The organism is Pseudomonas marvdashtae (genome assembly GCF_014268655.2).
GTDB lineage: Bacteria > Pseudomonadota > Gammaproteobacteria > Pseudomonadales > Pseudomonadaceae > Aquipseudomonas > Aquipseudomonas marvdashtae.
Window position 1 is genome coordinate 951,589 of record NZ_JABWQX020000001.1, and the last position, 23,930, is coordinate 975,518.

At 60.4% G+C, this 23,930-nt stretch carries 20 protein-coding genes; 12 read left to right on the top strand and 8 right to left on the bottom strand.

Going from position 1 to position 23,930, the window contains the following annotated elements:
* Positions 1-56: 56 nt before the first annotated feature.
* Positions 57-914: an ectoine/hydroxyectoine ABC transporter substrate-binding protein EhuB gene (ehuB, locus tag HU742_RS04445; RefSeq protein WP_186638235.1), complete on the bottom strand. Its 858-nt coding sequence runs from the start codon at positions 912-914 to the stop codon at positions 57-59.
* 289 nt (positions 915-1,203) lie between these two features.
* Between ehuB and ehuR the strand changes: the two genes are divergently transcribed.
* From ehuR to HU742_RS04485, 8 genes are all read left to right on the top strand, one after another.
* Positions 1,204-2,598, top strand: a complete 1,395-nt coding sequence (gene ehuR, locus HU742_RS04450; protein WP_186638238.1) for a MocR-like ectoine utilization transcription factor EhuR — start codon at positions 1,204-1,206, stop codon at positions 2,596-2,598.
* Between the two features lie 322 nt (positions 2,599-2,920).
* Complete coding sequence (gene eutB / locus HU742_RS04455) at positions 2,921-3,892, top strand: hydroxyectoine utilization dehydratase EutB (RefSeq protein ID WP_186643821.1); 972 nt, start codon at positions 2,921-2,923, stop codon at positions 3,890-3,892.
* Positions 3,893-3,914: 22 nt separating this feature from the next.
* Complete coding sequence (locus tag HU742_RS04460; protein ID WP_186643820.1) at positions 3,915-4,907, top strand: cyclodeaminase; 993 nt, start codon at positions 3,915-3,917, stop codon at positions 4,905-4,907.
* 40 nt (positions 4,908-4,947) lie between these two features.
* A complete protein-coding gene (gene doeA, locus HU742_RS04465) occupies positions 4,948-6,138 on the top strand; it encodes an ectoine hydrolase DoeA (protein ID WP_186643819.1) in 1,191 nt (396 codons plus the stop codon).
* A 3-nt stretch (positions 6,139-6,141) separates the two neighbouring features.
* The gene (doeB, locus tag HU742_RS04470; RefSeq protein ID WP_186643818.1) at positions 6,142-7,143 is read left to right on the top strand and encodes a N(2)-acetyl-L-2,4-diaminobutanoate deacetylase DoeB; all 1,002 of its coding nucleotides are present in this window, start codon (positions 6,142-6,144) and stop codon (positions 7,141-7,143) included.
* A 186-nt stretch (positions 7,144-7,329) separates the two neighbouring features.
* On the top strand, positions 7,330-7,809 hold the full coding sequence (locus HU742_RS04475) for an Lrp/AsnC family transcriptional regulator (RefSeq protein WP_186638266.1): 480 nt from the start codon (positions 7,330-7,332) through the stop codon (positions 7,807-7,809).
* Between the two features lie 130 nt (positions 7,810-7,939).
* On the top strand, positions 7,940-9,427 hold the full coding sequence (locus HU742_RS04480) for an NAD-dependent succinate-semialdehyde dehydrogenase (protein WP_186643817.1): 1,488 nt from the start codon (positions 7,940-7,942) through the stop codon (positions 9,425-9,427).
* Positions 9,424-10,809: an aspartate aminotransferase family protein gene (locus HU742_RS04485; protein ID WP_186638268.1), complete on the top strand. Its 1,386-nt coding sequence runs from the start codon at positions 9,424-9,426 to the stop codon at positions 10,807-10,809. The genes HU742_RS04480 and HU742_RS04485 overlap by 4 nt, the downstream gene beginning before the upstream one ends.
* A gap of 257 nt (positions 10,810-11,066) precedes the next feature.
* Here HU742_RS04485 and HU742_RS04490 read toward each other — a convergent pair whose 3' ends face one another.
* On the bottom strand, positions 11,067-11,504 hold the full coding sequence (locus HU742_RS04490) for a ZapG family protein (protein WP_186638269.1): 438 nt from the start codon (positions 11,502-11,504) through the stop codon (positions 11,067-11,069).
* Between the two features lie 148 nt (positions 11,505-11,652).
* Here HU742_RS04490 and HU742_RS04495 point away from each other — a divergent pair, with 148 nt between their 5' ends.
* The 3 genes from HU742_RS04495 to zapE all read left to right on the top strand — a co-directional run bounded on the left by HU742_RS04495 (position 11,653) and on the right by zapE (position 14,859).
* Entirely contained in the window at positions 11,653-12,282 is a 630-nt protein-coding gene (locus HU742_RS04495; protein WP_186643984.1) for an alpha/beta hydrolase, read from the top strand.
* Between the two features lie 25 nt (positions 12,283-12,307).
* The gene (locus HU742_RS04500; protein ID WP_186643815.1) at positions 12,308-13,663 is read left to right on the top strand and encodes a tryptophan--tRNA ligase; all 1,356 of its coding nucleotides are present in this window, start codon (positions 12,308-12,310) and stop codon (positions 13,661-13,663) included.
* Positions 13,664-13,764: 101 nt separating this feature from the next.
* Positions 13,765-14,859 carry a cell division protein ZapE gene (gene zapE / locus HU742_RS04505; RefSeq protein ID WP_186643813.1) on the top strand — a complete coding sequence of 365 codons (1,095 nt, stop codon included), beginning with the start codon at positions 13,765-13,767 and terminating at the stop codon, positions 14,857-14,859.
* A 136-nt stretch (positions 14,860-14,995) separates the two neighbouring features.
* On the opposite strand, the gene HU742_RS04510 is transcribed toward zapE, so the two are convergent.
* The 5 genes from HU742_RS04510 to HU742_RS04530 form a co-directional block, all read right to left on the bottom strand.
* Positions 14,996-15,994: an asparaginase gene (locus HU742_RS04510; protein WP_186638277.1), complete on the bottom strand. Its 999-nt coding sequence runs from the start codon at positions 15,992-15,994 to the stop codon at positions 14,996-14,998.
* Between the two features lie 78 nt (positions 15,995-16,072).
* Positions 16,073-17,284, bottom strand: a complete 1,212-nt coding sequence (locus HU742_RS04515) for a threonine/serine exporter family protein (protein WP_186638280.1) — start codon at positions 17,282-17,284, stop codon at positions 16,073-16,075.
* Between the two features lie 15 nt (positions 17,285-17,299).
* Positions 17,300-18,187 (bottom strand): nitrilase family protein, encoded by an 888-nt coding sequence (locus HU742_RS04520; RefSeq protein ID WP_186638283.1) that lies wholly within the window; start codon positions 18,185-18,187, stop codon positions 17,300-17,302.
* Positions 18,188-18,376: 189 nt separating this feature from the next.
* Positions 18,377-20,323: a flavin monoamine oxidase family protein gene (locus HU742_RS04525; protein ID WP_186643811.1), complete on the bottom strand. Its 1,947-nt coding sequence runs from the start codon at positions 20,321-20,323 to the stop codon at positions 18,377-18,379.
* Positions 20,324-20,531: 208 nt separating this feature from the next.
* A complete protein-coding gene (locus HU742_RS04530; protein WP_186638425.1) occupies positions 20,532-21,428 on the bottom strand; it encodes a GlxA family transcriptional regulator in 897 nt (298 codons plus the stop codon).
* A 243-nt stretch (positions 21,429-21,671) separates the two neighbouring features.
* On the opposite strand from HU742_RS04530, the gene HU742_RS04535 reads away from it, so the two are divergent.
* Positions 21,672-22,808 carry an acyl-CoA dehydrogenase family protein gene (locus tag HU742_RS04535; protein WP_186638300.1) on the top strand — a complete coding sequence of 379 codons (1,137 nt, stop codon included), beginning with the start codon at positions 21,672-21,674 and terminating at the stop codon, positions 22,806-22,808.
* A gap of 60 nt (positions 22,809-22,868) precedes the next feature.
* Here the strand turns inward: HU742_RS04535 and HU742_RS04540 are convergent, their stop codons facing one another.
* A complete protein-coding gene (locus HU742_RS04540) occupies positions 22,869-23,909 on the bottom strand; it encodes an NADP(H)-dependent aldo-keto reductase (RefSeq protein ID WP_186643809.1) in 1,041 nt (346 codons plus the stop codon).
* Positions 23,910-23,930 lie beyond the last annotated feature (21 nt).

A 23,930-nucleotide genomic window follows, 5' to 3' on the forward strand; every position in this document is an offset into this window, starting at 1 on the left:
AGCAGGGAACAGGCATCACGCGTGCGCGTCATGCCCGTTTCGGCACGCCAGTTCGACTATGGCTGAGCGCAGAGCTCGGCCGCGGTCTTGCTGGTGACGTTGGACTTGTCGAAACCGAATGGCGCGACGGCCTTGAGGTGTTCCTCGGAGCCCAGCCACTTTTTCAGCTCGGCATTGACCGCGTCGCGCAGGTCTTTGTCCTCGGGGCGAAAGGCCAGGGCGCCGTAGCCGATGTGGGATGGATCGTCCTTGAACTCGGTCATTGCCTCGACCTTGTCGCCGCCCTTGCTGGCCAAGCCTTTCATGGTCAGTTGCGTGCCGACGGCAGCATCGGCGCGGCCGGCGCGCACCGCTTGCAATTGCGCGGTGGTGTCGGGGACCTGGAGGATCTGCTCATCCTTGACCCCGGAATCGCGGGCGTAGGCCAGGTTCACTGTGCCGGCCATGATCGCCAGCTTCACGTCCGGTTGCTTGGCGATGTCTTCATAGCTGTGGAGTTTTTTCGGGTTGCCCTTGGCCACGAGCAAGGCGTCGGGCAGTTGGTACTGGGGGTCGGTGAACAAGACCTGCTTGCAGCGCGCGGGGGTGATGTACATGCCCGCGGCAATCACGTCGAAGCGACCAGCGCGCAGCCCCGGAATCAGCGAACCCCATTCGGTAAGCACCCCGTTGACCTGCTTGATGCCCATTTTGGCAAAGATGATCTTGGCGATTTCCGGCGATTCCCCGGTCACGGTGCCGTCGGTTTCGGTGAAGGCGAACGGGGTTTCGTTCGCATAGCCGATGCGGATGCTGCTGTTGCTTTTGACGGTGTCCAGGGTCGCGGCTTGAACGGTGCCGGCCAGGCCGAGCACCGCGCAGGTCAACAAGAGCCGGCGCAGGGGCGCGCAGGTGCCGGGAAGAAAATTGCTCATCGATAAAATCTCCTGTTTCTTGTGGATCCGTCGGTGGACGGTTCTGTGTTAGGAGGCAGTGTGACAAGAGCAAAGCGTACAGCGGCGGACCCGGGCGAGGCCTGGAATCGATAACGGCGCCGGTACAGGTCGATCCGGCTTTTTGTCGGGGCGATGAACCCGCCTGGATGACGACCTTGGACCGAGCATACAAAAGCCCCGGCGCTGATTGTATTGCACTAGGACAATTGCTTTGCAGCGATTGCCGCGCAATGCTGTGCGCACCAGTACACACGCGGGTTGCAGCGTTATGGATAAGTGGAAATCAGCCTTGGACGTCGCCCGCAGTGGTGAATCCAAATACAAGATACTGGTGCAGGCCATCGCCGACGACATCGAGCAGGGCGCCCTGGCCAACGACCAGCGCCTGCCGCCGCAACGGCAAGTGGCCGACGCCATGGGCATCAGCGTGCAGACCGTCACCAATGCCTACAAGGAACTGGAGCGTCAGGGGTTGGTGCGTTGTGAGGTCGGGCGTGGCAGTTTCGTCTCGCGGCGCATGAGCGACCGGGTCGCCACTTACATCCTCGACAGCCCCGAGCGCGCCCTGGTGGATTTTTCCATCACGCGCATCCTGCACACCCGCGAGCACGATCAATTCTGGCGCGACACCTGCGCCGAGCTGAGCACTGAAGAAGACCAGCCGTGGATCCACGCGTTTCGTCCGATCGCAGGCTTTGAATCCCATCGCGAAGCGGCGGCTCAATGGATCGGTCGCCAGGGGCTCAAGGTTGATCGCAACGATATCCTGATCACCAACGGCGCGGCTCACGGGATCTTCCTTGCCCTGGCGTCACTGGCCGGCCCCGACGACGTGGTGCTCTGTGAGGGCGTGACCGACCACGGCGTGATCGGCAATTCCCAGGTGCTGGGCTTTACCCTCAAGGGCTTGGAGATGGACCGCCATGGCATCGACCCGGAACATTTCGAAGACATGTGCAGCAACGAGCGCATCACCGCGCTGGTGTGCACGCCGAACCTGAACAACCCCACCACGAGTCTGATGCCCGACACGCGTCGCCGGGAAATCGCCGAGATTGCGCGGCGTTTCGGCGTGCACATCATCGAAGACGACGTCTACGGTCCGCTGCTGGACGAACGCCGCGCGCCGCCCATCAGCCATTATCTGCCGGAGCTGTCCTTCTACTGCACGAGCATGACCAAGTCGGTGCTCACCGGTCTGCGCATCGGTTACCTGGTGGTGCCCAAGCGCCTGGCGCTGCGCACCGAGAGCATCCTGCGGGTGAACAGTTGGATGGCCACGCCGATGGTCTCGGAGATCGCCGCCCGCTGGATCCGCGATGGGCGCGCCGAATCACTGGTGCATTTGCAGCGACGCCTGTTGGCGGGGCGCCAGGCGATGGTCACCGAATACATGGGCGAGCACCTGCTGGCCCAGCACCCTCACGCCTTGAACGCATGGATTGGCATTCCGCCCCATTGGGAAGTGGACAGCCTGGTGCGGGCGCTGCGGCACAAGCACATCGCCGTGACGTCGCCCGACCCGTTCACCGTACGCGGGACGCCCAAGCCCCGTGCCGTGCGGGTGTGCGTCGGCGCCGAATGCAGCGACGAAGAAATGCGCCATGCGCTGATCGGCATGCGCGAGATCTTCAACCAGTACCCGCAGATTCATGATTTCTGATGTGCAAGAGGGTGCTCTGAAGGCAAGGTGTCTATTCAAAAATTGCATGGGGCCTTTGTGGCGAGGGAGCTTGCTCCCGCTCGGCTGCGAAGCAGTCGTAAAAGTTTCCGACTGTCTCCTGATGCAACGGGTCGAATGGTCTTGGGTCTGCTGCGCAGCCCAGCGGGAGCAAGCTCCCTCGCCACGGGAATGAGGTCATCTTCAAGTTTTCAGTTCACTTTCGTTCAATCGCAACGAATGCAAATTAAATTGCCCTAGTACATTCATCACCACAATCCAGCCCTCTTAGACTGCGCCCAACACATCAGCTCGGGACGCGGTCATGGCAGTGTTGCAGCTACAGGATGTCTATCTCGCTCGCCAGCGCATCGAGTCGCTGGTGCGACGCACGCCCATGGAACATTCTCCCAGCCTGTCGCGACTGATGGGCGTGGCGGTGTATCTCAAGCTCGAATCCATGCAAATCACTGGCAGCTTCAAGCTGCGCGGGGCGAGCAATGCCGTGGCGCAACTCAGCCCGGAGCAGAAGGCGTCAGGCGTGGTGACGGCCTCGACCGGTAACCATGGTCGGGCACTGGCCCATGCCGCGTCGCAACAAGGGGTCAAGGCGATTGTCTGCCTGTCGAACCTCGTGCCGGGCAACAAAGTGCAGGCGATCCGCGACCTGGGTGCCGAGGTACGCATCGTCGGCCAGTCCCAGGACGATGCCCAGCGCGAAGCCGAACGCATTGCCAAAGATGAGGGCGCGACCTTCCTGCCGCCCTTCGATCATCCGGCGATCATCGCCGGCCAAGGCACCCTCGGCCTGGAGATCCTTGGACAACAACCCGACGTGGCCCAGGTGTTGGTGCCGTTGTCCGGTGGCGGCTTGTTTGCCGGTGTGGCCCTGGCGCTCAAAAGCGCCAATCAAGCGATACAAGTCCACGGCATCAGTATGGCGCGAGGCGCTGCAATGCACGCCAGCCTCGCCGCCGGACACCCGGTGGACGTCGAAGAATTGCCAACCCTGGCCGATTCCCTCGGCGGCGGCATTGGCCTGGACAACCGCTACACCTTCGACATGGCGCGCCAACTGAGCGATGACATGCACCTGCTCTCGGAAGCTTCGATCGCCAACGCCATCCGCCACGCCTATCACCAGGAACGCCTGGTGCTCGAAGGCGCTGCCGTGGTGGGTATCGCGGCGTTGCTCGACGGCTTGGTCGAACCGCGTGGCCCGATTGTGGTGGTGCTCAGCGGGCGCAACGTCGACACCGAACAACATGCCCGCGTGATCGCTGGCGCCAACGCTTGATAACCCGTTAACGGAGCCTGTCATGAGTGAAGTCACCCTATTGAGCGAAGCCGACTTGCGCAGTTGCGTGGCCCTGGATTTGGCCAGCATCGACGCCGTCGAACAGGCCTTCGTGCTGTTGGCCACCGCCGCCGTGGCGATGCCGCCGATCCTGCGGCTGGACATCCCCGAACATAACGGCGAAGTGGACGTAAAGACTGCTTACCTGCCAGGCCTGGAACGGTTCGCCATCAAGGTCAGCCCGGGTTTTTTCGATAACCCCAAGCTCGGCCTGCCCAGCCTCAACGGCATGATGATGCTGCTCTCGGCGCGCACCGGTTTGCTGGAGGCGCTGTTGCTGGACAACGGCTACCTCACCGCCGTGCGAACGGCAGCAGCAGGGGCGGTGGCGGCGCGGTGCCTGTCTCGCGAAGACAGCCGCAGCGTTGCGCTGATCGGGGCCGGCGAACAGGCGGCGTTGCAGCTTCAGGCGCTGCGGCTGGTGCGGCCTATCGAGGAGGTGCGGGTCTGGGCGCGGGACGCAGAGAAGGCCAAGGCGTTCAGCGCTGAACTGGCGCGCGCCAGCGGATTATCGGTCACCGCGTGTCGCACGGTCGACGAAGCCCTGGAAGGGGTGGACATCGCTATCACCTGCACCCCCAGCCGCGAGCCGCTGATCGAGGCGCGCCATTTGCACCCCGGCCTGCACATCACCGCAATGGGCTCCGACGCTGAACACAAGAACGAAATTTCTCCGCAAGCCCTGGCGGCTGTCGATTGCTACGTCGCCGATCGCCTGAGCCAGACCCGCGTGCTCGGCGAACTGCACCACGCCCTGGCGGCCGGCACCGTTCGCGATGACCTGGCGCTTCTGGAGCTGGGGCGGGTGCTGGCGGGGCAACGGGCCGCACGTATCAGCCCGTCGCAAATCACCCTGTGCGACCTCACGGGCACCGGCGCCCAGGACACCGCCATCGCCAACCTGGCGTTCGAGCGGGCGCGGGCGGCGGGCACGGGTTTCCCATTCGGCCGCTAACCATTTTTCATTCGTGCGTCATTGATCAGAGGGCAGATGGATGTCAGAGATAGTCGTCAATCTTCCGTTTAAACGGGAGGAATACGCCCAGCGCCTGGCGAAGGTTCGGGCCGCCATGCAGGCCCAGGGCCTGGAGCTGCTGGTGGTGACCGATCCGTCGAACATGGCCTGGCTCACCGGCTATGACGGTTGGTCGTTCTATGTGCACCAGTGCGTGCTGCTTGCATTGGACGGCGAACCCGTGTGGTTCGGTCGCGGCCAGGATGCCAACGGCGCCAAGCGCACGGTATTCATGCAGGCCGACAACATCGTCGGCTACCCGGACATCTACGTGCAGTCCCGCGAGCGCCACCCGATGGACTACCTGTCCCGCGAGGTGATCATCGCCCGTGGCTGGGGCGCGCTGACCATCGGCGTGGAGATGGACAATTATTACTTCAGCGCCGCCGCCTACCTGTCGCTGCAAAAGCATTTGCCCGAGGCAAGACTGGTGGATGCGGCGGGCCTGGTGAACTGGCAGCGAGCGGTCAAGTCGCCCCAGGAAATCGCCTACATGCGCATCGCCGCGCGCATCGTCGAGAACATGCACGGCCGGATCCTCGAGCGGATCGAGCCGGGCATGCGCAAGAACGAACTGGTGGCGGAGATCTACAGCAGCGGCATCCTCGGCGCCGACGGCCATGGCGGTGACTACCCGGCCATCGTGCCGCTGTTGCCCACCGGCGCCGATGCCAGCGCGCCGCACCTGACCTGGGACGATTCACCGTTCGAGAAGGGCGCCGGCACCTTTTTTGAAATCGCCGGTTGCTACAAGCGTTACCACTGCCCGCTGTCGCGGACCATTTACCTGGGCAAGCCACCGCAGCATTTCCTCGACGGCGAAAAAGCCGTGGTCGAGGGTATCGCCGCCGGCCTGGACGCGGCCAAACCGGGTAACACCACTGGGGACATCGCCGTGGCGTTTTTCAAAGTCCTGGAGAAGTTCGGCATCCACAAGGACAGCCGTTGCGGCTACCCCATCGGGATCAGTTATCCACCGGACTGGGGCGAGCGCACCATGAGCCTGCGTCCCGGCGACAACAGCGTGTTGCAACCGGGCATGACCTTCCACTTCATGCCGGGACTGTGGATGGACGATTGGGGCCTGGAAATCACCGAGAGCATCCTGATCACCGAGACCGGCGTCGAGACGCTGTGCAACGTGCCTCGTCAATTGTTCGTGAAGGATTGAGCCATGCCTGACGTGCCCAACAATCCCATCAGCGCCACGGTCGACTTCAGCCGCGAGGGCGTGCAGCACGGTTTTCTCAAGTTGCCGTATTCGCGGGACGACTCGGCCTGGGGCGCGGTGATGATTCCCATCACTGTGATCCAGCGTGGCAGCGGCCCGACGGCGCTGCTCAGTGGCGGCAACCACGGCGACGAATACGAAGGCCCAGTGGCCCTGAGCAAGCTGGCGCAGCAGTTGAGCGCCGAAGACGTCAGCGGGCGGGTGATCATCGTGCCGTTCATGAACACCCCTGCGTTTCATGCCGGGCGCCGGACCTCGCCGATCGACAAAGGCAACCTCAACCGCAGTTTTCCCGGCAGGCCGGACGGCACCGTCACCGAGAAAATCGCCGACTATTTCAATCGCACCTTGTTGCCTCTGGCGGACATTGTCCTGGACATCCATTCCGGTGGCCGGACCCTGGATTTCCTGCCCTTCGCCGCCTGCCATGTATTGCCTGACAAAACGCAGCAGGCCCGTTGCGAGGCCGGGATGCTGGCATTCAACGCGCCGTATTGCATGCGCATGCTTGAGCTGGACGCCGGGTCGATGTACGACACCGCGGCCGAGTCGCAAGGCAAGGTCTTCGTCACGACCGAGCTGGGCGGCGGCGGTTCGTCGAGCGCGCGTAGCGTGGCGATTGCCGAGCGGGGTGTGCGCAACCTGTTGGTCCACGCCGGCATCTTGCGGGGCACGATCGAGTTGCAACCTTCGCTGATACTCGACATGCCGGACGCCAGTTGCTTCATCGCCAGTGAGCACGACGGCTTGCTGGAAATGTGCCGCGACCTCGGCGAAAACGTGACCCTGGGCGAAGTGGTCGCGCGGATCTACGACGCCACCCGCAGCGGCGTCGCCCCGGTCGAATACCGCGCCGCTCGCAGCGGCCTATTGGCGGCCCGGCACTTTCCCGGGTTGGTGCAGTGTGGCGATACGCTGGTGGTGATTGCGGATGTGTTGGCGTGATCCACCTCAACTGACACACCGCCCTGTGGCGAGGGAGCTTGCTCCCGCTCGGCTGCGAAGCAGTCGTCGCTTTTTGGCCTGAGCCATCGCGACTCTGACATTGGGGCCGCTGCGCGGCCCAGCGGGAGCAAGCTCCCTCGCCACGGGAGATGGTGTGATGTTTGAATTTTCTGGAGAGCCCGGCCCATGCACAAGCTCGATCGCTACGACCTGAAGATCCTGCAGATCCTCGCCGAGGACGGGCGGATCACCAAGTCGAGCCTGGCCGAGGCCATCAACCTCTCGGTGACGCCGGCCTGGGAGCGGGTGCGCAAGCTGGAAGCGGCGGGCCTGATCATTGGCTACCGGGCGCAGATCGATTGGGGCGCGGTGTTCAAGCGTCAGCAGGTGCTGGTGGAAATCACCCTGGCCCGACACACCGCCCAGGACATGCGCCGTTTCGAGCAACGCATGATCGCCGCGCCGGAAGTGGCGTTCTGTTACGCCACCGGCGGTGGTGTGGATTACCTGGCGATGATCCAGGCGCCGGACGTTGATGCCTACCAGCGTTTCGTCGATCAACTGCTGCTTGAAGACCTTGGCATCGAACGCTATTTCACCTACATCGTCACCAAGACCATCAAGACCGCCGGCGCGTTGCCAGCGGAGTTGACGGCTTCTTCCTGAGCACCGCAGAAACCACTTTCCAGCAGGTTCTTTCCAGAAAAAACCCAAGGTCTGACCCCGCGCAAACACCCGAAATCCCGAGCGCCGCTGCCCTAGCATGGGATCACGCAAACGGTCTGGAGTGAACGTCATGCCTTATCAACATCCGCTGCTGTTCAAGGCGCTTTGCTACATCGACGGCCATTGGGTCCACAGCGACAGTGGCCAGAGCATCGCGGTGCACAACCCTGCCACCCGCACGGTCATCGGTCATGTGCCGATGCTCGATCAGCCGCAGATCGTCGCGGCGGTGGACGCGGCGCATCGCGCCTTCCCGGCGTGGCGCGAGCAGAGCCTGGAAACTCGCGGCGCGATCCTGCGGCGCTGGGCAGCGTTGATCACCGAGCACAGTGAAGACCTGGCGCGCATTCTCAGCCTGGAACAGGGCAAGCCGTTGGCCGAATCCCGTGGCGAAATCGCCTATGCCGCCAGCTTCATTCCATGGTTCGCCGAAGAGGCCCGACGCCTGTATGGGCAGAACATCCCCAGTCACATCCCCAATGCTCACTTGGGCACCCTCAAGGAACCGGTGGGCGTCTGCGCGTTGCTCACACCGTGGAATTTCCCATCGGCAATGATCACCCGCAAGGCCGCCGCCGCACTGGCCGCCGGCTGCACCGTAGTGGTCAAGCCAGCCCATGAAACACCGTACTCGGCCCTGGCATTGGCACAACTGGCCGAGGAGGCAGGTTTTCCCGCCGGGGTCTTCAACGTGGTCTTGGGCGAGCCGCAAATGGCCATGGAAACCCTGGTCAAGGACCGTCGCGTGCGCTCGGTAAGTTTTACCGGCTCGACCCGAGTGGGCAAATTGGTCCTGCAAGCGGCGGCTCATGACGTGAAAAAAGTCGCGTTGGAGTTGGGCGGTAACGCGCCGTTCATTGTCTGCGCCGACGCCGATTTGGCGCTAGCGGTGAAAGTCGCCGTCGAAGCGAAGTTCCAGACGTCGGGCCAGGATTGCTGTGCGGCCAACCGGATCATGGTGCAGCGTCCGGTCTATCAGGCATTTCTTGCGCGTTTCGCCGAAGCTGCCCGTGCCTTGCGGGTCGGGCCGGCAATGGTCGATCAACAAGAGCAGAGCGTGGACGTCGGCCCGTTGATGCACCAGGCGGCGTTCGATGGGACTGCTGATCGTGTCGCCGATGCCCTGGCCCTCGGCGCTCAACGCCTGGTAGGCGGCGAGGCTCACGCCTTGGGCGGGTTGTTCTATCAGCCGACCGTGCTGGCCGATGTCACGCCGCAGATGCGTATCTACCGTGAGGAAAATTTCGCGCCCATCGCCGGGGTGATGCCGTTCGACACCTTGGACGAGGCCATCGAAATGGCCAACGACACCGAGTACGGCCTGGCGGCCTATATTTGCTCGAACCGCCTGGACGTCATTTATCCGCTGATTCGCCGTCTCGACCACGCCATGGTCGCGGTCAACGGCGTCAAGTTCACCGGCCACCCGATTCCCTTCGGTGGCATGAAAGCCTCGGGCCTCGGCCGCGAGGGTGGCAGCGAGGGCTTCGAGCCCTTTGTCGAAACCAAATATTTTTGCCTGCACCATCAAGGCCAGTTCCCAGGAGAGCCCGCATGAGCCAAGAACTCAACACGCTGTTCGAACAAGACCGTGCGCATTTCATGCACCCCTCGACCCACGCCCATGATCACGCCAGTGGTGCGCTCAAGGGACGGATCATCAAGAGCGCGTCAGGTATTCGCATTCGCGACCATGAAGGGCGTGATTTCATCGACGCTTTCGCCGGGCTCTATTGCGTGAACATTGGTTATGGCCGTACCGAAGTGGCGGACGCCATCTACAAGCAAGCCAAGGAATTGGCCTATTACCACACCTATGTAGGCCATTCGAGCGAGGCGATCATCGAGCTGTCCAGCCGCATCATGGATTGGGCGCCGGAGGGGATGAAGAAGGTTTATTACGGGTTGTCCGGCTCCGACGCCAACGAAACGCAGATCAAACTGGTGCGTTACTACAACAACGTCCTGGGCCGGCCGCAGAAGAAGAAAATCATCTCCCGTGACCGTGGCTACCACGGCTCGGGCATCATGACCGGCAGCCTGACCGGGCTGCCGGCCTTTCACCAACACTTCGACCTGCCGGCGGAAGGCGTCAAGCACACCGTATGTCCGCATTGGTATCGCAAGGCCCCGGCGGGCATGGACGAAGCGAACTTCGTGCGTTATTGCGCCGATGAGCTGGAAAAAATGATCCTCGCCGAAGGCCCGGACACCGTCGCGGCGTTCATCGGCGAACCGGTGATGGGCACTGGCGGCATCATCGTTCCGCCAGCGGGTTATTGGGATGCAATCCAGGCCGTGCTGGACAAGTACGACGTGCTGTTGATCGCCGACGAGGTGGTCTGCGCGTTTGGCCGCCTCGGTTCGAAAATGGGCAGCCAGCGCTATGGCATGAAACCGGACCTGATCACCACCGCCAAGGGGCTGACCAGTGCTTATGCGCCGTTGTCGGCGGTGATCATCGGCGAAAAAGTTTGGAGCGTGATTGAAAAAGCCTCCCAGGCCGAAGGCGCGATGGGCCATGGCTGGACTTACTCCGGACACCCGATCTGCGCGGCGGCGGCCCTGGCCAACCTCGACATTCTTGAACGGGAAAACCTCACGGCCAACGCTGAAGACGTGGGCGGCTACCTCAACCGTAGGTTGCGTGAAACCCTTGAAGGTCATCCGCTGGTGGGTGAAGTCCGGGGTGATGGCATGTTGGCGGCGGTGGAATTCATGGCCGATCGTGAACAGCGCACGGCGTTCGACCCGGCACTGAAAGTTGGCCCGAAGGTTTCGGCCGCCTGCCTGGAGCGCGGCATGATCGCCCGCGCGATGCCCCACGGTGACATCCTGGGCTTCGCCCCACCGCTGATCCTGACCCGCGAAGAGGCTGACCTGATCGTCGACATCACCAAGGGGGCTATCGACCAGGTGGCGGGTGAGGTGTTGGCTTGAACTGAGTACATAATACTTCAGGACATACATACCTGTGGCGAGGGGATTTATCCCCGCTGGGCTGCGCAGCAGCCCTAAAGCAGTGAACTCAATCTTTCTGACACACCGAGTTGGCTGGTTTGGGGGCCGCTGCGCAGCCCAACGGGGATAAATCCCCTCGCCACAGTGGATTAATATTTGAAATATGTGAGCTTTGAGCCAATAAAAAGCCCGCCCGATCATGCGATCGGGCGGGCTTTTTGGGTGTCGCTCGAAATTTACTTCTTCAAACCGTAATGCTCATCGAGCATGCCGGGTGAATTCGGCGCCTTGGGGGCGTAGTCCCGTGGCGGTTCCTGGATCCCTTTTGGTGGGGTCAGGCGTTCCCGTGGCGTCTGCGCCGCATCGGCTTGCAGGGCGGCCAGCAGACGTTGGCGAGTCTGTTCGTCCAGGGCCAGGCGGTTGGCGCCTTCGGACAGATGATCCTGGACGTCCTGGTAGCTCTGGGTGAGTTTCTTCACCAGGGACGCGGTGCTGTTGAAGTGAGTGACCACTTCATTCTGGTAACTGTCGAAACGTTCCTGGATGTCGTCCAGCTGACGCTGCGTGCTGTTGGGCACCGCGTTGGGCAGCAGTCGGGCAACCAGGAATCCAATGGCGACACCGGCAACCAGGGCAAGAGTCGGCAACAGCCAAACTAAGAGCGAGTGTTCCACGAGTCCTTCCTCTATAAACGGCTTTGCTTTACGTTAACGGCTCGGACCTGCGCTGTATACCGCGAAGAACATCGCAATCATGCCAGGCACAGACTTTTAGCTAGACGAGTCGACCCTATTCGGGGTCACGGAGTTCTTTCCCTTGCTTATGCGCGAAACCCCTGTATTCATCGATGGCCCCGTGGGCCAACTGGAAGCCTTGTATCTGGACAGCGAAGCGCCCCGTGGCCTGGCGCTGATCTGCCACCCGAACCCGGTGCAGGGCGGGACCATGCTCAACAAGGTGGTCTCGACCCTGCAACGTACCGCTCGCGACGCCGGCCTGGTTACGTTGCGTTTCAATTATCGCGGTGTGGGTGCCAGTGCCGGCAGTCACGATATGGGCACCGGCGAAGTGGACGACGCCCAAGCCGCGGCCGCCTGGTTGCTGGAAAAGTATCCCCAGTTGCCGCTCACGCTGTTCGGTTTCTCGTTCGGTGGTTTCGTCGCCGCGACCCTCGGCGGTCGGTTGCAAGCCCAGGGCCAGGCGCTCAAGCACCTGTTCATGGTCGCACCTGCCGTGATGCGCCTGGATGAACATTCGCCCTTGCCGACGGGTGGTGAGTTGACGGTGATCCAGCCTGAAACCGATGAAGTCGTCGATCCCCAGATTGTCTACGAATGGTCCGACACGCTGCAGCGCCCCCACGAGCTGCTGAAAGTGGCAGAATGCGGACACTTTTTTCATGGCAAGCTGACCGATCTCAAGGATCTGCTCCTGCCGCGCCTCTCGAATTGACAGCAGTCTGACAAGCGATAAACCCATGACGACGCGTACCCGTATCCTGACCGGCATCACCACCACCGGCACCCCGCACCTGGGCAACTATGCCGGCGCCATCCGTCCGGCGATCCTCGCCAGCCGCGACAGCAATGCCGATTCGTTCTACTTCCTGGCCGATTATCACGCCCTGATCAAATGTGACGACCCGCTGCGTATCCAGCGTTCGCGCCTGGAGATCGCCGCGACCTGGCTGGCCGGTGGCCTGGACGTGGAACGCGTGACGTTCTATCGCCAGTCCGACATTCCCGAAATCCCCGAACTGACCTGGCTGCTGACCTGCGTCGCCGCCAAGGGCCTGCTCAACCGCGCCCACGCCTACAAGGCCTCGGTGGACAAGAATGTCGAGACCGGCGAAGACCCGGACGCCGGCGTCACCATGGGCCTCTACAGCTACCCGATCCTCATGGCTGCCGACATCCTGATGTTCAACGCCCACAAGGTGCCGGTCGGCCGCGACCAGATCCAGCACGTGGAAATGGCCCGCGACATCGGCCAGCGCTTCAACCACCTGTTCGGCCAGGGCAAGGAGTTCTTCACCATGCCCGAGGCGCTGATCGAAGAAAGCGTCGCCACGCTGCCGGGCCTCGACGGTCGCAAGATGTCCAAGAGCTACGACAACACCATCCCGTTGTTCAGCAGCGCCAAGGACATGAAGGACGCGATCTCGCGGATCGTCACCGACTCCCGCGCGCCGGGCGAAGCCAAGGATCCGGACCATTCGCATCTGTTCACGCTGTTCCAGGCGTTCGCCACCCCGGCGCAGTCCGCCGAATTCCGTAGCGAGCTGTTGCAGGGCTTGGGGTGGGGCGAGGCGAAGAACCGCCTGTTCCAGTTGCTCGACAGCGAGCTGGGTGAAGCGCGCGAGCGTTATCACCAGTTCATCGAGCGTCCATCGGACCTTGAAGACATCCTGCAACTGGGCGCGAGCAAGGCCCGGGCCGTGGCAACGCCGTTCCTCAACGAACTGCGTGAGGCCGTTGGCCTGCGGTCCTTCGTCAGTCAGGTCCAAGTCGCCACCCAGACTAAAAAGAAAGCAGCCAAGGCGGCACGTTTCGTCAGTTTCCGCGACGAGGATGGCAGCTTCCGCTTCCGCCTGCTGTCGGCCGATGGCGAGCAACTGTTGCTCTCGAGCAATTTCGCTGACGGCAAGACCGCAGGCCAAGTGACCAAGCAACTGCAAGCTGGCCAGCCGCTGGACGTACGCAATGACGACCTGGGTTTCAGCGTCTGGCTCGACGGCGAATGCGTGGCCAACAGCCCGGTTTTCGCCGACAGCAGCGCCCGGGACGCGGCGATCGACGCCTTGCGTGTCGCCCTGACGCCTGCGCAGGACTGATCCCAGGCATTATCCGACCATCGGCCCGAAAAAGGGCCGATTGCCATTCTTCCGGGCCATCGCTACAGTGACGGCCCGTTTTTGTTGCCTTGCTAACGAATATGACGCCCCTAGAACGATATCAAGCTGATCTGAAACGCCCGGAGTTCTTCCACGACGCAGCCCAGGAAACGGCCGTGCGGCACTTGCAGCGCCTGTACGACGACTTGATTGCCGCTTCGAACGACAAGCCGGGCTTCTTGGGCAAACTGTTCGGCAAAAAAGACCAGGCGCCGGTCAAGGGCCTGTACTTCTGGGGCGGTGTCGGCCGTGGCAAGACCTACCTGGTGGACACCTTCTTCGAAGCGCTGCCGTTCAAGGAAAAGACCCGGACGCACTTCCACCGCTTCATGAAGCGTGTGCACGAGGAAATGAAGACCCTGGGCGGCGAAAAGAACCCGTTGACCCTCATCGCCAAGCGTTTTTCCGACGAGACCCGGGTGATCTGCTTCGATGAGTTCTTCGTTTCCGACATCACCGACGCCATGATCCTCGGCACCTTGATGGAAGAGCTGTTCAAGAACGGCGTGACCCTGGTCGCCACCTCGAACATCGTGCCGGACGGCCTGTACAAGGACGGCCTGCAACGCGCGCGCTTTCTCCCGGCGATCAAGCTGATCAAGGAACACACTGAAGTCGTCAACGTCGACAGCGGTGTGGACTATCGCCTGCGTCACCTTGAGCAAGCGGAGTTGTTCCACTTTCCGTTGGACGCCGCCGCTGAAGAGAGCTTGCGCAAGAGCTTCCGCGCCCTGACGCCGGAATGCACCCAGGCGGTGGAAAACGATGTGCTGATCATCGAGAACCGCGAGATCCGCGCCATCCGCACCTGTGACGATGTGGCGTGGTTCGATTTCCGTGAACTGTGCGACGGCCCCCGCAGCCAGAACGACTACATTGAACTGGGCAAGATCTTCCACGCCGTGCTGATCAGCGGCGTCGAGCAGATGAGCGTCACCACTGACGACATCGCTCGCCGCTTCATCAACATGGTCGACGAGTTCTACGACCGCAACGTGAAGCTGATCATCTCGGCCGAAGTCGAACTCAAGGATCTCTATACCGGCGGTCGCCTGACCTTCGAATTCCAGCGGACCCTGAGCCGTCTGCTGGAAATGCAATCCCACGAATTCCTGTCGCGGGCGCATAAGCCTTAGGGGATTGGCGAATCCGAAAGTCCTGCGATTGCCGTCATGCTGTTCGCTCTGGGTTTGTCTGAATCGTTGTGGCGAGGGAGCTTGCTCCCGCCGGGGTGCGCAGCAGCCCCTCAAGCCACTATGATTCAGGTAAGTCTTAAGGCTGCTGACACCGGATGTCCTCTTTCAGATAGCGAGCCAAATCATCCTGTCGTCGGCAACCAATCAGTAGCCACAAGAGAATCCTGGCTTTGCGTGGACAGGCAAAGCCAGCCATCGATGCGCCTCTGCGAATCAAATCCATCTCGCCGCCCTTGAACCCGTAAGTTGAACGAGCCGTGGGTCCTGAGCCGCAGCGAGTTGCAATGATGACCGGGATTTTCTTGGCGATATCATCAATCGCCTCAGCCCAGGTTTCCGAAAGGTGTCCAGCACCGAAACCGGCGATCACCAACCCGTCGTAACCTAATGTGAGAATGTTTTCCAGCAACAGTGTGTCGGCAGACAGCGACGCCTGTAGCAAGGCAACTTTCTGTGTCGTATGTTGCGGCAAGGGCAGGACGTTGCGCGGCAGAGTGGGGCGCAGATAGTGAACTTTACCCTCCGACAATAGACCGGCCGGGCCGACGATGGGTGAAGAAAATGCCTGCAATGCCATTGAATCGGTTTTGCGAACTGCGTGCGCCGGGTGAATTTGCCCGTTCATTACCACCAGAACGCCACGTCGACGGCTATTGTCGGCCAAGCCAACCCGGCAAGCATCCAGTAGATTCGCCGGTCCGTCGGCCCCTGCCTGGGCAGCCGAGCGCATGGCGCCGGTAAGCACCAACGGCTCGTCATGGTTCCAAAGGTGATCGAAAAATGTGGCGCTTTCTTCCAGCGTGTCCGTGCCCTGCGTGATGACAACACCCACGGCACCTTGCTCAATCTGATAGTTCGCCCAGCTGAGGACACTCAGTAAAAAATCGAAATTCAGTGAAGCGCTCGGTAACATCCCGAGGGTTTCGACGTTGACGTGTGCCAAACTCGTCAACTCCGGTACCGCAGCCATCAGGGTTTCACCGCTGACGGTCGGGATCACGCCTTTGCTGGCGGCCTGGGCCCGCATGCTCACGGTGCCGCCAATTGACGCGATGGCCAGTTTGGGCAGATCCATATGATATACACCTCGCTTACTTGTAGTAGAAATGGCTGTATCCGCCTCAAGGCCGCAATACAGCCATGCCGTGAAGGCTCAGTTGGCTATCAGAAGTCCGATAAACGGAATGATGAGTAAGGTACTGATGGCCATCGACAGGACATTTGCGATGAAGGCATGCATGTCGGCTGGTAACCGCTTAGCAATTGCGCACGCCAATGGTGGCGCAATCAATGCACCCAGCGACGCGCTTGCGGCAATCACCTGCCAACTGGCGCCGTAGGTCAAAACCGCTGCCGGCACGACCGATACCAGCGGAATGTAGGTGGGGTACCATCCTCGCAATATCCACTGTCGACGCCATATCACCACACCCAGCGCCGAAGTCAGCGCCTGTGCACCGATCAGTTGGGGCAATAAACCCGAGCCGTAAGCCGGGCTCATTGGGTTCAAGGTGAAAGCCAGCAACGCGCCCAGTATCAGACCGAGGCTGGCCCATTCATTGCCGAAGAATGGCGCCTCTGAAAAATCTGCCAAAACCCGGCGCAAACTCCAGACGACACCGTAGTCAGGCGCCTTGGCGTTGGTGGGTGCTGGTGGCGGTTCGCAGGGTTTCCCGGATGCCTGCGACTTCACCAGGCTCGGCAGGTAGCGACAGAGCAGAAACGCAATGACGCTGGCGATAGCCATCCCCGAGACATTCCCGATCACCACCGGTAGCCCAAGTGGATTGCAGACGTAATTGACGATTAATAAGCACGCCGGGGTGACGAGCAAAGCGCCCATGATTGCGCCATTGATCGCAATCTTCCAGCCGCCGCCAAACATCAGCACCATCGCCGCCGGCAATGAAACAAAAGCCGCAAACGTGGGCTGCCAGGCCGTGGCGGTAACGGTCCAGCCCCACAGCAGGTTGCTCAGCAATAGCCCAAGCAGCGAACTGGTAATCAGCCAAGGCCACAGGCCGCTGCCATAGCAGATGGAAAATCCTTGCCAGGCTTTTCCGGTCCGATTGGCCCGGTACGCCAGATACGCTCCGGCGAGCAGCCCAATAGAGGCGAACTCATGTTTGTAGAACGCAACCTCGCTGATATCTCCCAGCACCCAGCGTAACCAGGCACTTGGTTGCGGCAGGTTGGATACCATGTGGCTGTAGTCTGGCCAGAGGTCTGGCCAGGAAGCGCGGTTCGTGAACGAAAGCCAGATCACCAGCGCTATCGCGCCAAGCATCAGCAAAGTGATGGCGATATCCAGCGGTGATCTGGCGGTATGTTGGCGTTGGTCGAGCTTCTCGCGTGTAGTTTCCATTGAGTCGCTCCCTTATCAACGCGGCAGACAAGGGTGCTGGGTATAGCCGAGCATTTGATCGTAAAGGTCGGCTCGACGATCTCGGTGCAAGTCATTCAAATTGTTCCAGATGGCAGCGCTTCGGGAACTGGTCAGGTCAATATCGGCAAAAAGCACTTCTTGTTGGTCAGCCGAAGCCACCGCACCGATCGGCCAGCCGTTGGTGCCAGCGATCAACGAACAGCCCAGGTAGCGGGCACCTCGCTCCTCACCTATGCGGCTTGCCGCTGCAATAAATACGTTGTTTACATGCGCTGCCGTCATCGTCAGGTACGACGCCATGCACTTGCCTGCGTCATCGAACAGAGGCGGTGGCGTCCAGACCCAGTTGTTCAAGCTGCAAATGATGTCCGCGCCTTGCTGGCTGAGAATTCGCGGCACTTCCGGGAACCAGATATCCCAGCAAATCAGCAACCCTATACGGCCTATTGGTGTGTCAAACACCGGAAAACCCAGGTCACCCGGTGTGAACCACAGTTTCTCCAGATTCCACAAATGCGCTTTTCGATACTTGCCGATAAATCCGTCGGGCCCCACCAGAACGGCAGTATTGAAGAGCCGCATGCCTTCACGCTCCGTCAAACCAGCCACCAGGTAAATCTTGTGCTGGCGGGCGAAGTCCATCCAGGCTTGCACGCTCTGTCCGCCGGGGATTGATTCGGAGTGGTCGAACGCATCCTGTCGGTTGCTGAAGAAATAACCGGTACTTGATAACTCGGGCAGGACGATGAGATTCGCTCCGCCGTTCACTGCCTCCAGGGCCAGAGCAAGGCTGCGGTGCAGATTATCCTCGCGATTGTTGATGCCGACCTGGGGGTCGAATTGCACGACTGCTACACGAACAGGACTGGTTGGCTCGCTCATTTTTCGTAAACCTCTTCTTATTGTTATTCACGCTGTTTAATGGCGTGTTCATAAGAGGTGAAACGGGCGCGGAGCGTAAGTCAGCCGTTTCCGTTTAGGTTGTAGGCAGTCTCCGAAGATGAATGAGCGGATCCCTTGGTAGGGGGGGAGCCAATGCACGTCGTGAACGGCTCCAAGCGCAAAAGGACGTCAGGTTGCGGTTTTGTAATACGGATAGTCGCTCATGGAAAAACCACCATTGAACGTCGCAGCGGTTTTATTACAGATATGAATGACAGCGTCGACGGCGCCTCGAAAGCAAGGCTCCGTCCAGCCGGCATCTACCGAAAATGATTCGCCAGAAAAATACAGACCTGAGTGATGTCCAAAGTCCCTGTTGTACTTCATCAAGCTCACAGCATCGTAGTAGGCGCCAGGTCTGTACAGCTTTGCGCAACCCAACGCATTCCTATCGGTCATCCAGCGCTGGACCTTGGCTTGATCGAGCCCGATGTAGGGAGAAATTCTTTCTTGGACATTGGTGCACTTCATCAGTATTCGATCAAGCTCCTTGGCGCACTTGGTCACTAGTTCCCTGTCGGTGAATGAGGCGAGTTTGGTTGCGTCGTCTTCCCACGTGTAGCTCAGGAGAATGCAGTCATAGCTGTAGGTGTCGTTGTAGCGGTAGGTGTAGACGTCGTGGATGAAGCTGTCGGTGACAATGGCCTGCGGAATGTTGGTGTTTTTCGAGAGAAATGATTTTTTCAGTGGCGCAAAGACTTTGCAGCTGGTCTCCCAGTGAGCTGTTTTATAAGCATTGATGGTCTCGAAAGGCAGCATTTGCGCGGTGAAGTTTTCAAGCTCAATGCGCGTTTCGATCAGCCAGGAGGGAAGCGTCATGATCACCGAGTCGAAATCTTCAAAGCGTTGCTGGAGTCGCTCGGGCTGGCTGTGTTTCCAGTCGAAGTGGACGCGTATCTTTTGGTTGGCCAATTTTGTCAGCTTTGTTACGGACGAGTCCGTGAGCAAACCATCCTTTGCGTCGCGGCAATGTTCGTAGAAGGATTTTTTGGTTTCATCGGTTTTCATGAACAGTAGACACTCGGCCAATGCGGCGAGCCCGACGTAGCGGGGACTGTCGAAAATCAGCTCCATGGAATCAAAAACCGCTTCGCTATGCAGGTGGGGCGATGCGAGCGGGTCTCCCATCGGGTCTACCCGACCATGGATCAGTTGCAGATGGCTGCTGAATCCAAAGATGGCGGTGCGCAGCGGATAAATAGAGCAGACGTCATAAAATGCACCCCAGCTGCCGTCGCCTATGCCAATCGCATAGAAGATTGCGGACTCTTTCGCGGACATTCCCATCCCGCCAAAGTCTCCCGGAGAGCGTTCGTCCCAGTGTTGTAAAGCCGGCATGCTCACCAGATCGCGAAACGAAACGCTCTCGTACTTTGCAACAATAGCGGCCCACATGGTTTCCCATTTCGCACTGGCGTAAACCTCCGCTACGTGCCGAGTCATACGATCGGCAAATGTTTTCCACTTGGAATACACCTCTTGCAATTCTTTGCCGGGAGGCGGTGTGTGACCGTCTTCATTCTTCCAGATCTGCATCTGTGGGGTCGATTCACCGCCAAGGCTGCCCTCGCGCAGGAAGATGCCTGTCGAGCGGACCCATTGGCTGCCTGGATTGGCGAAATCCGACGTCGATAAGTCAAAGGCCTTGGCGTAGTACGCCATCATTGAACGCCCATCTGTCGGCGGCTCATCAGCCTGGTTGAAGAAGGGCATGCGCATAGCCCCCATTTCAAAGGGGGTATGGCTTGCGATGGAGTGTTTGCTTCCGGGGACGGTCAGGTGCCTGCCGCCTATGCGCCTGGATTGCTCCAGTAAAGTGATGTGGGTGAATCCGCAACGATAAAGCTCTCTGGCGGCAGTCAAGCCGGTGATGCCGGCGCCTATGATGCAAATTCTGTGTTGGGGGTCAGTGGCCGTGGCAATGCCATTTTTCTGTTCGACCAACGCCCGGTAGTCGAAGCACAAATCGGGTGGGTTTGGAAAGCGAGCCGCCCATTTGTTGTCAGCCGAGCGCTTGGTTCGAGCGGCCTCCTTGGCGGCGGAGGAGGGGTAGTTGTAGCTTGATCCGATGGTCATTCTTACTCTTCCCTGATGATGTTTTTCAGGGGTGTGATGTTGCGGTGTTCACGCGGTGAAGTATGTGAGCGAAATCCAGCACTTGGGCGCTCCGCATTCCGCTTTTTATGTAGGAATGTGCAAGAAAGACTGGCTTTTCTTCGCACACAAGATCAAAGGTAGGCGCGAGCAGGCCCGCTCCTGCATTGGGTTGCATTTACCCATGGGGTCACGCGGCCTGCTGGAACTGCTGCCGATACTGGTTCGGCGACAGGTCGGTGTGCTGCCGGAACAATCGCGCGAAAAAACTCGCATCGTCGTAGCCGACTTCGTAGCTGATGGTCTTGATGCTCTTGCGGCTGCCGGACAGCAGGCCCTTGGCGGTTTCTATGCGCAGTCGTTGCAGGTAATGCAGCGGCTTGTCACCCGTGGCGGTCTGGAAGCGGCGCATGAAATTGCGGATGCTCATGCCGTGCTCGCGGGCGACGTCCTCGAAGCGGAACTTGTCGGCGAAGTGCTCTTCGAGCCACTGCTGGATTTGCAGGATGATCACGTCCTGGTGCAGCTTCTGGCCGCCGAAGCCGATGCGTCCGGGCGAGTAGCTGCGTTGTACTTCGTACAAGATGTCTCGCGCCACGGCCTGGGCCACATTGGCGCCGCAGAAGCGTTCAATCAGGTAGATGTAGAGGTCGCATGCCGATGTGGTGCCGCCGGCACAGAACAGGTTGTCGGCGTCGGTCAGGTGCTTGTCCTGGTTCAGGTGCACCTGGGGAAAGCGTTCCTTGAAGGCATTAAAGAAACGCCAGTAGGTGGTGGCTTCCTTGCCATCGAGCAGCCCGGCCTCGGCCAGCCAGAACACCCCAGTGGCTTCGCCACAAAGTACCGCGCCGCGAGCATGCTGCTCTCGTAGCCATGGCAGGACCTGTGGATAACGTTGGCACAGGCTGGCGAAGTCATCCCAGAAAGCTGGCAGGATGATCACGTCGGTGTCTTCCAGGCCGCCGTCCACCGGCATGATCACGTCGCTGAAACTGTTGACTGGCTTGCCATCGGGGCTGACCAGCCGGGTTTCGAATGCCGGCGTCAGGCCGTGGCCCAGTTGTTTGCCATAACGCAGGCTGGCCAGGTGGAAAAAATCCTTGGCCTGCATGAGAGTGGAAGCGAAAACCCGGTCGGTTGCCAGGATGCTGACGCGCCGCAAGGGCGTGGAGACGTGCATGGACATAATTGATCTTTATTTTTATAGGGGATAGTGGTCACTAAACGGCTGGATCGTCTTATTTTTTGTCGCATGTGTCCAGTGTCCTGTCATCCAGCCCGGGCTTAGGCTCTGTCGGATAAGCCATCGAACAATAATCAGAGGTACGTCATGATCCCAAGAACCCTGTTCAGTCCCGAGCACGAATTGTTTCGAGACACGGTACGAAGCTTCCTTGAAAAAGAAGCCGTGCCGTACCACAGCCAGTGGGAAAAACAGGGGCATGTCGACCGTCAGCTGTGGAATAAGGCAGGGGAGGCGGGGATGTTGTGCTCGCATCTGCCGGAGACCTACGGTGGACTGGACGCGGACTTTCTCTACAGCACCGTGGTGATCGAGGAAATCGGCCGCCTGGGGCTGACCGGGATCGGCTTTTCACTGCATTCCGATATTGTCGCGCCGTACATCCTGCATTACGGCAGCGAGGCGCTGAAGCATAAATACCTGCCAAAACTGGTGTCGGGCGAAATGGTCACGGCCATTGCCATGACCGAGCCAGGCGCGGGCTCTGACCTGCAAGGTGTGAAGACCTCGGCGGTGCTGGATGGCGATGAATATGTCATCAACGGCTCCAAGACGTTCATCACTAATGGCTTCCTGGCTGACTTGGTCATCGTCGTCGCCAAGACCGACCCGAAGGCGGGGGCCAAGGGCACCAGCCTGTTCCTCGTGGAAGCAGGCACACCCGGCTTCGAGAAAGGTAAGCGCCTGGAAAAAGTCGGCATGAAGGCCCAGGACACCTCCGAACTGTTCTTCCAGGATGTTCGCGTACCGAAGGAAAATCTCTTGGGGCAGGCCGGAATGGGGTTTGCCTACCTGATGCAAGAGTTGCCCCAGGAGCGCCTGACCGTCGCCATCGGTGGCCTGGCCTCGGCCGAAGCGGCGCTGCAGTGGACGCTGGACTACACCCGTGATCGCAAGGCATTTGGCAAGTCCATCGCCGACTTCCAGAACACCCGCTTCAAACTGGCGGAAATGGCCACCGAGATCCAGATCGGCCGGGTCTTTGTCGACCGCTGCCTGGAACTGCACCTGCAAGGCAAGCTCGACGTGCCGACCGCGGCGATGGCGAAATACTGGGGCACCGACCTGCAATGCAAGGTGCTCGACGAGTGCGTGCAGTTGCATGGCGGCTACGGCTTCATGTGGGAATACCCGGTTGCCCGGGCATGGGCCGATGCGCGGGTGCAGCGGATCTATGCCGGGACCAATGAAATCATGAAGGAGATCATTGCGCGGTCGCTGTAATGCGGCGTGACCGATCCCACGCTCGGCGTCGGATCGGTGCAAGGGACGTTCCGCTTGAGGTTATGGCGCCGGATTCGGATGATCCTTGTGGATCGCCTCGATCCCCGCCAGCACTTCATCCGACAGCTTCAGGTCGAAGCTGGCGATGTTGCTGTCCAGTTGCTCCAGGGTTGTGGCGCCGATGATGTTACTGGTCACGAACGGCTGCTGGGTAACGAATGCCAGGGCCATCTGTGCCGGGTCCAGGCCGTGTTCGCGAGCCAGTGCCACATAGCGGCTGCAGGCGGCTTCCGACTGCGGGTTGAAGTAGCGCATGAAGCGGCTGTAAAGCGTCAGGCGACCCTTGGCCGGCCGTGCGCCGTTCTCGTATTTGCCCGACAGGAAACCGAACGCCAGGGGCGAATAGGCCAGCAGGCCACACTGTTCGCGAATGGCGATTTCCGCCAGGCCGATCTCGAAGCTGCGGTTGAGCAGGTTGTACGGGTTCTGGATCGACACCGCTCGCGGCCAGCCCCGAGCTTCGGCCAGGGCGAGGAATTTCATGGTGCCCCACGGTGTTTCGTTGGACAGGCCGATGTGGCGGATCTTGCCAGCGCGGACCTGTTCGTCCAGGGCTTCGAGGGTTTCCTCCAGCGGCGTGAAGTCTTCGTCGGCCTTGTGGGTGTAGCCCAGCTGGCCAAAAAAGTTGGTGCTGCGTTCCGGCCAGTGCAGTTGGTAGAGGTCGATCCAGTCGGTCTGCAGGCGCTTGAGGCTTGCATCCAACGCTTCGACGATGTGGTGGCGGTTGTGCTTCAGATTTTTGTCGCGGATGTAATCGATGGTGTTGCCGGGGCCGGCGATCTTGCTTGCCAGGACCCAGTCGGCGCGGTCACCGCGGCTCTTGAAATAGTTGCCGATGTAGCGCTCGGTGGTGGCGTAGGTCTCGGCCTTGGGCGGTACGGGGTACATTTCGGCGGTGTCGAGGAAGTTGATCCCGGCACCCTTGGCGCGTTCGATCTGGGCGAACGCCTCGGCCTCGCTGTTCTGCTCGCCCCAGGTCATGGTTCCGAGGCATAAGGCGCTGACATTCAGATCGGTACGGCCTAGCTTGCGATAGTCCATCGGGGACTCCTTGGGCAAAAC

Coding starts and splice junctions, on each gene's coding strand:
- HU742_RS04460 (WP_186643820.1), top strand. CDS start 3,915: ATGAGTGAAGTCACCCTATTGAGCGAAGCCGACTTGCGCAGTTGCGTG.
- HU742_RS04500 (WP_186643815.1), top strand. CDS start 12,308: ATGACGACGCGTACCCGTATCCTGACCGGCATCACCACCACCGGCACC.
- HU742_RS04515 (WP_186638280.1), bottom strand. CDS start 17,284: ATGGAAACTACACGCGAGAAGCTCGACCAACGCCAACATACCGCCAGA.
- HU742_RS04535 (WP_186638300.1), top strand. CDS start 21,672: ATGATCCCAAGAACCCTGTTCAGTCCCGAGCACGAATTGTTTCGAGAC.
- HU742_RS04495 (WP_186643984.1), top strand. CDS start 11,653: ATGCGCGAAACCCCTGTATTCATCGATGGCCCCGTGGGCCAACTGGAA.
- HU742_RS04485 (WP_186638268.1), top strand. CDS start 9,424: ATGAGCCAAGAACTCAACACGCTGTTCGAACAAGACCGTGCGCATTTC.
- HU742_RS04510 (WP_186638277.1), bottom strand. CDS start 15,994: ATGGATCTGCCCAAACTGGCCATCGCGTCAATTGGCGGCACCGTGAGC.
- ehuR (WP_186638238.1), top strand. CDS start 1,204: ATGGATAAGTGGAAATCAGCCTTGGACGTCGCCCGCAGTGGTGAATCC.
- eutB (WP_186643821.1), top strand. CDS start 2,921: ATGGCAGTGTTGCAGCTACAGGATGTCTATCTCGCTCGCCAGCGCATC.
- zapE (WP_186643813.1), top strand. CDS start 13,765: ATGACGCCCCTAGAACGATATCAAGCTGATCTGAAACGCCCGGAGTTC.
- ehuB (WP_186638235.1), bottom strand. CDS start 914: ATGAGCAATTTTCTTCCCGGCACCTGCGCGCCCCTGCGCCGGCTCTTG.
- HU742_RS04480 (WP_186643817.1), top strand. CDS start 7,940: ATGCCTTATCAACATCCGCTGCTGTTCAAGGCGCTTTGCTACATCGAC.
- doeA (WP_186643819.1), top strand. CDS start 4,948: ATGTCAGAGATAGTCGTCAATCTTCCGTTTAAACGGGAGGAATACGCC.
- HU742_RS04475 (WP_186638266.1), top strand. CDS start 7,330: ATGCACAAGCTCGATCGCTACGACCTGAAGATCCTGCAGATCCTCGCC.
- doeB (WP_186643818.1), top strand. CDS start 6,142: ATGCCTGACGTGCCCAACAATCCCATCAGCGCCACGGTCGACTTCAGC.
- HU742_RS04520 (WP_186638283.1), bottom strand. CDS start 18,187: ATGAGCGAGCCAACCAGTCCTGTTCGTGTAGCAGTCGTGCAATTCGAC.
- HU742_RS04540 (WP_186643809.1), bottom strand. CDS start 23,909: ATGGACTATCGCAAGCTAGGCCGTACCGATCTGAATGTCAGCGCCTTA.
- HU742_RS04525 (WP_186643811.1), bottom strand. CDS start 20,323: ATGACCATCGGATCAAGCTACAACTACCCCTCCTCCGCCGCCAAGGAG.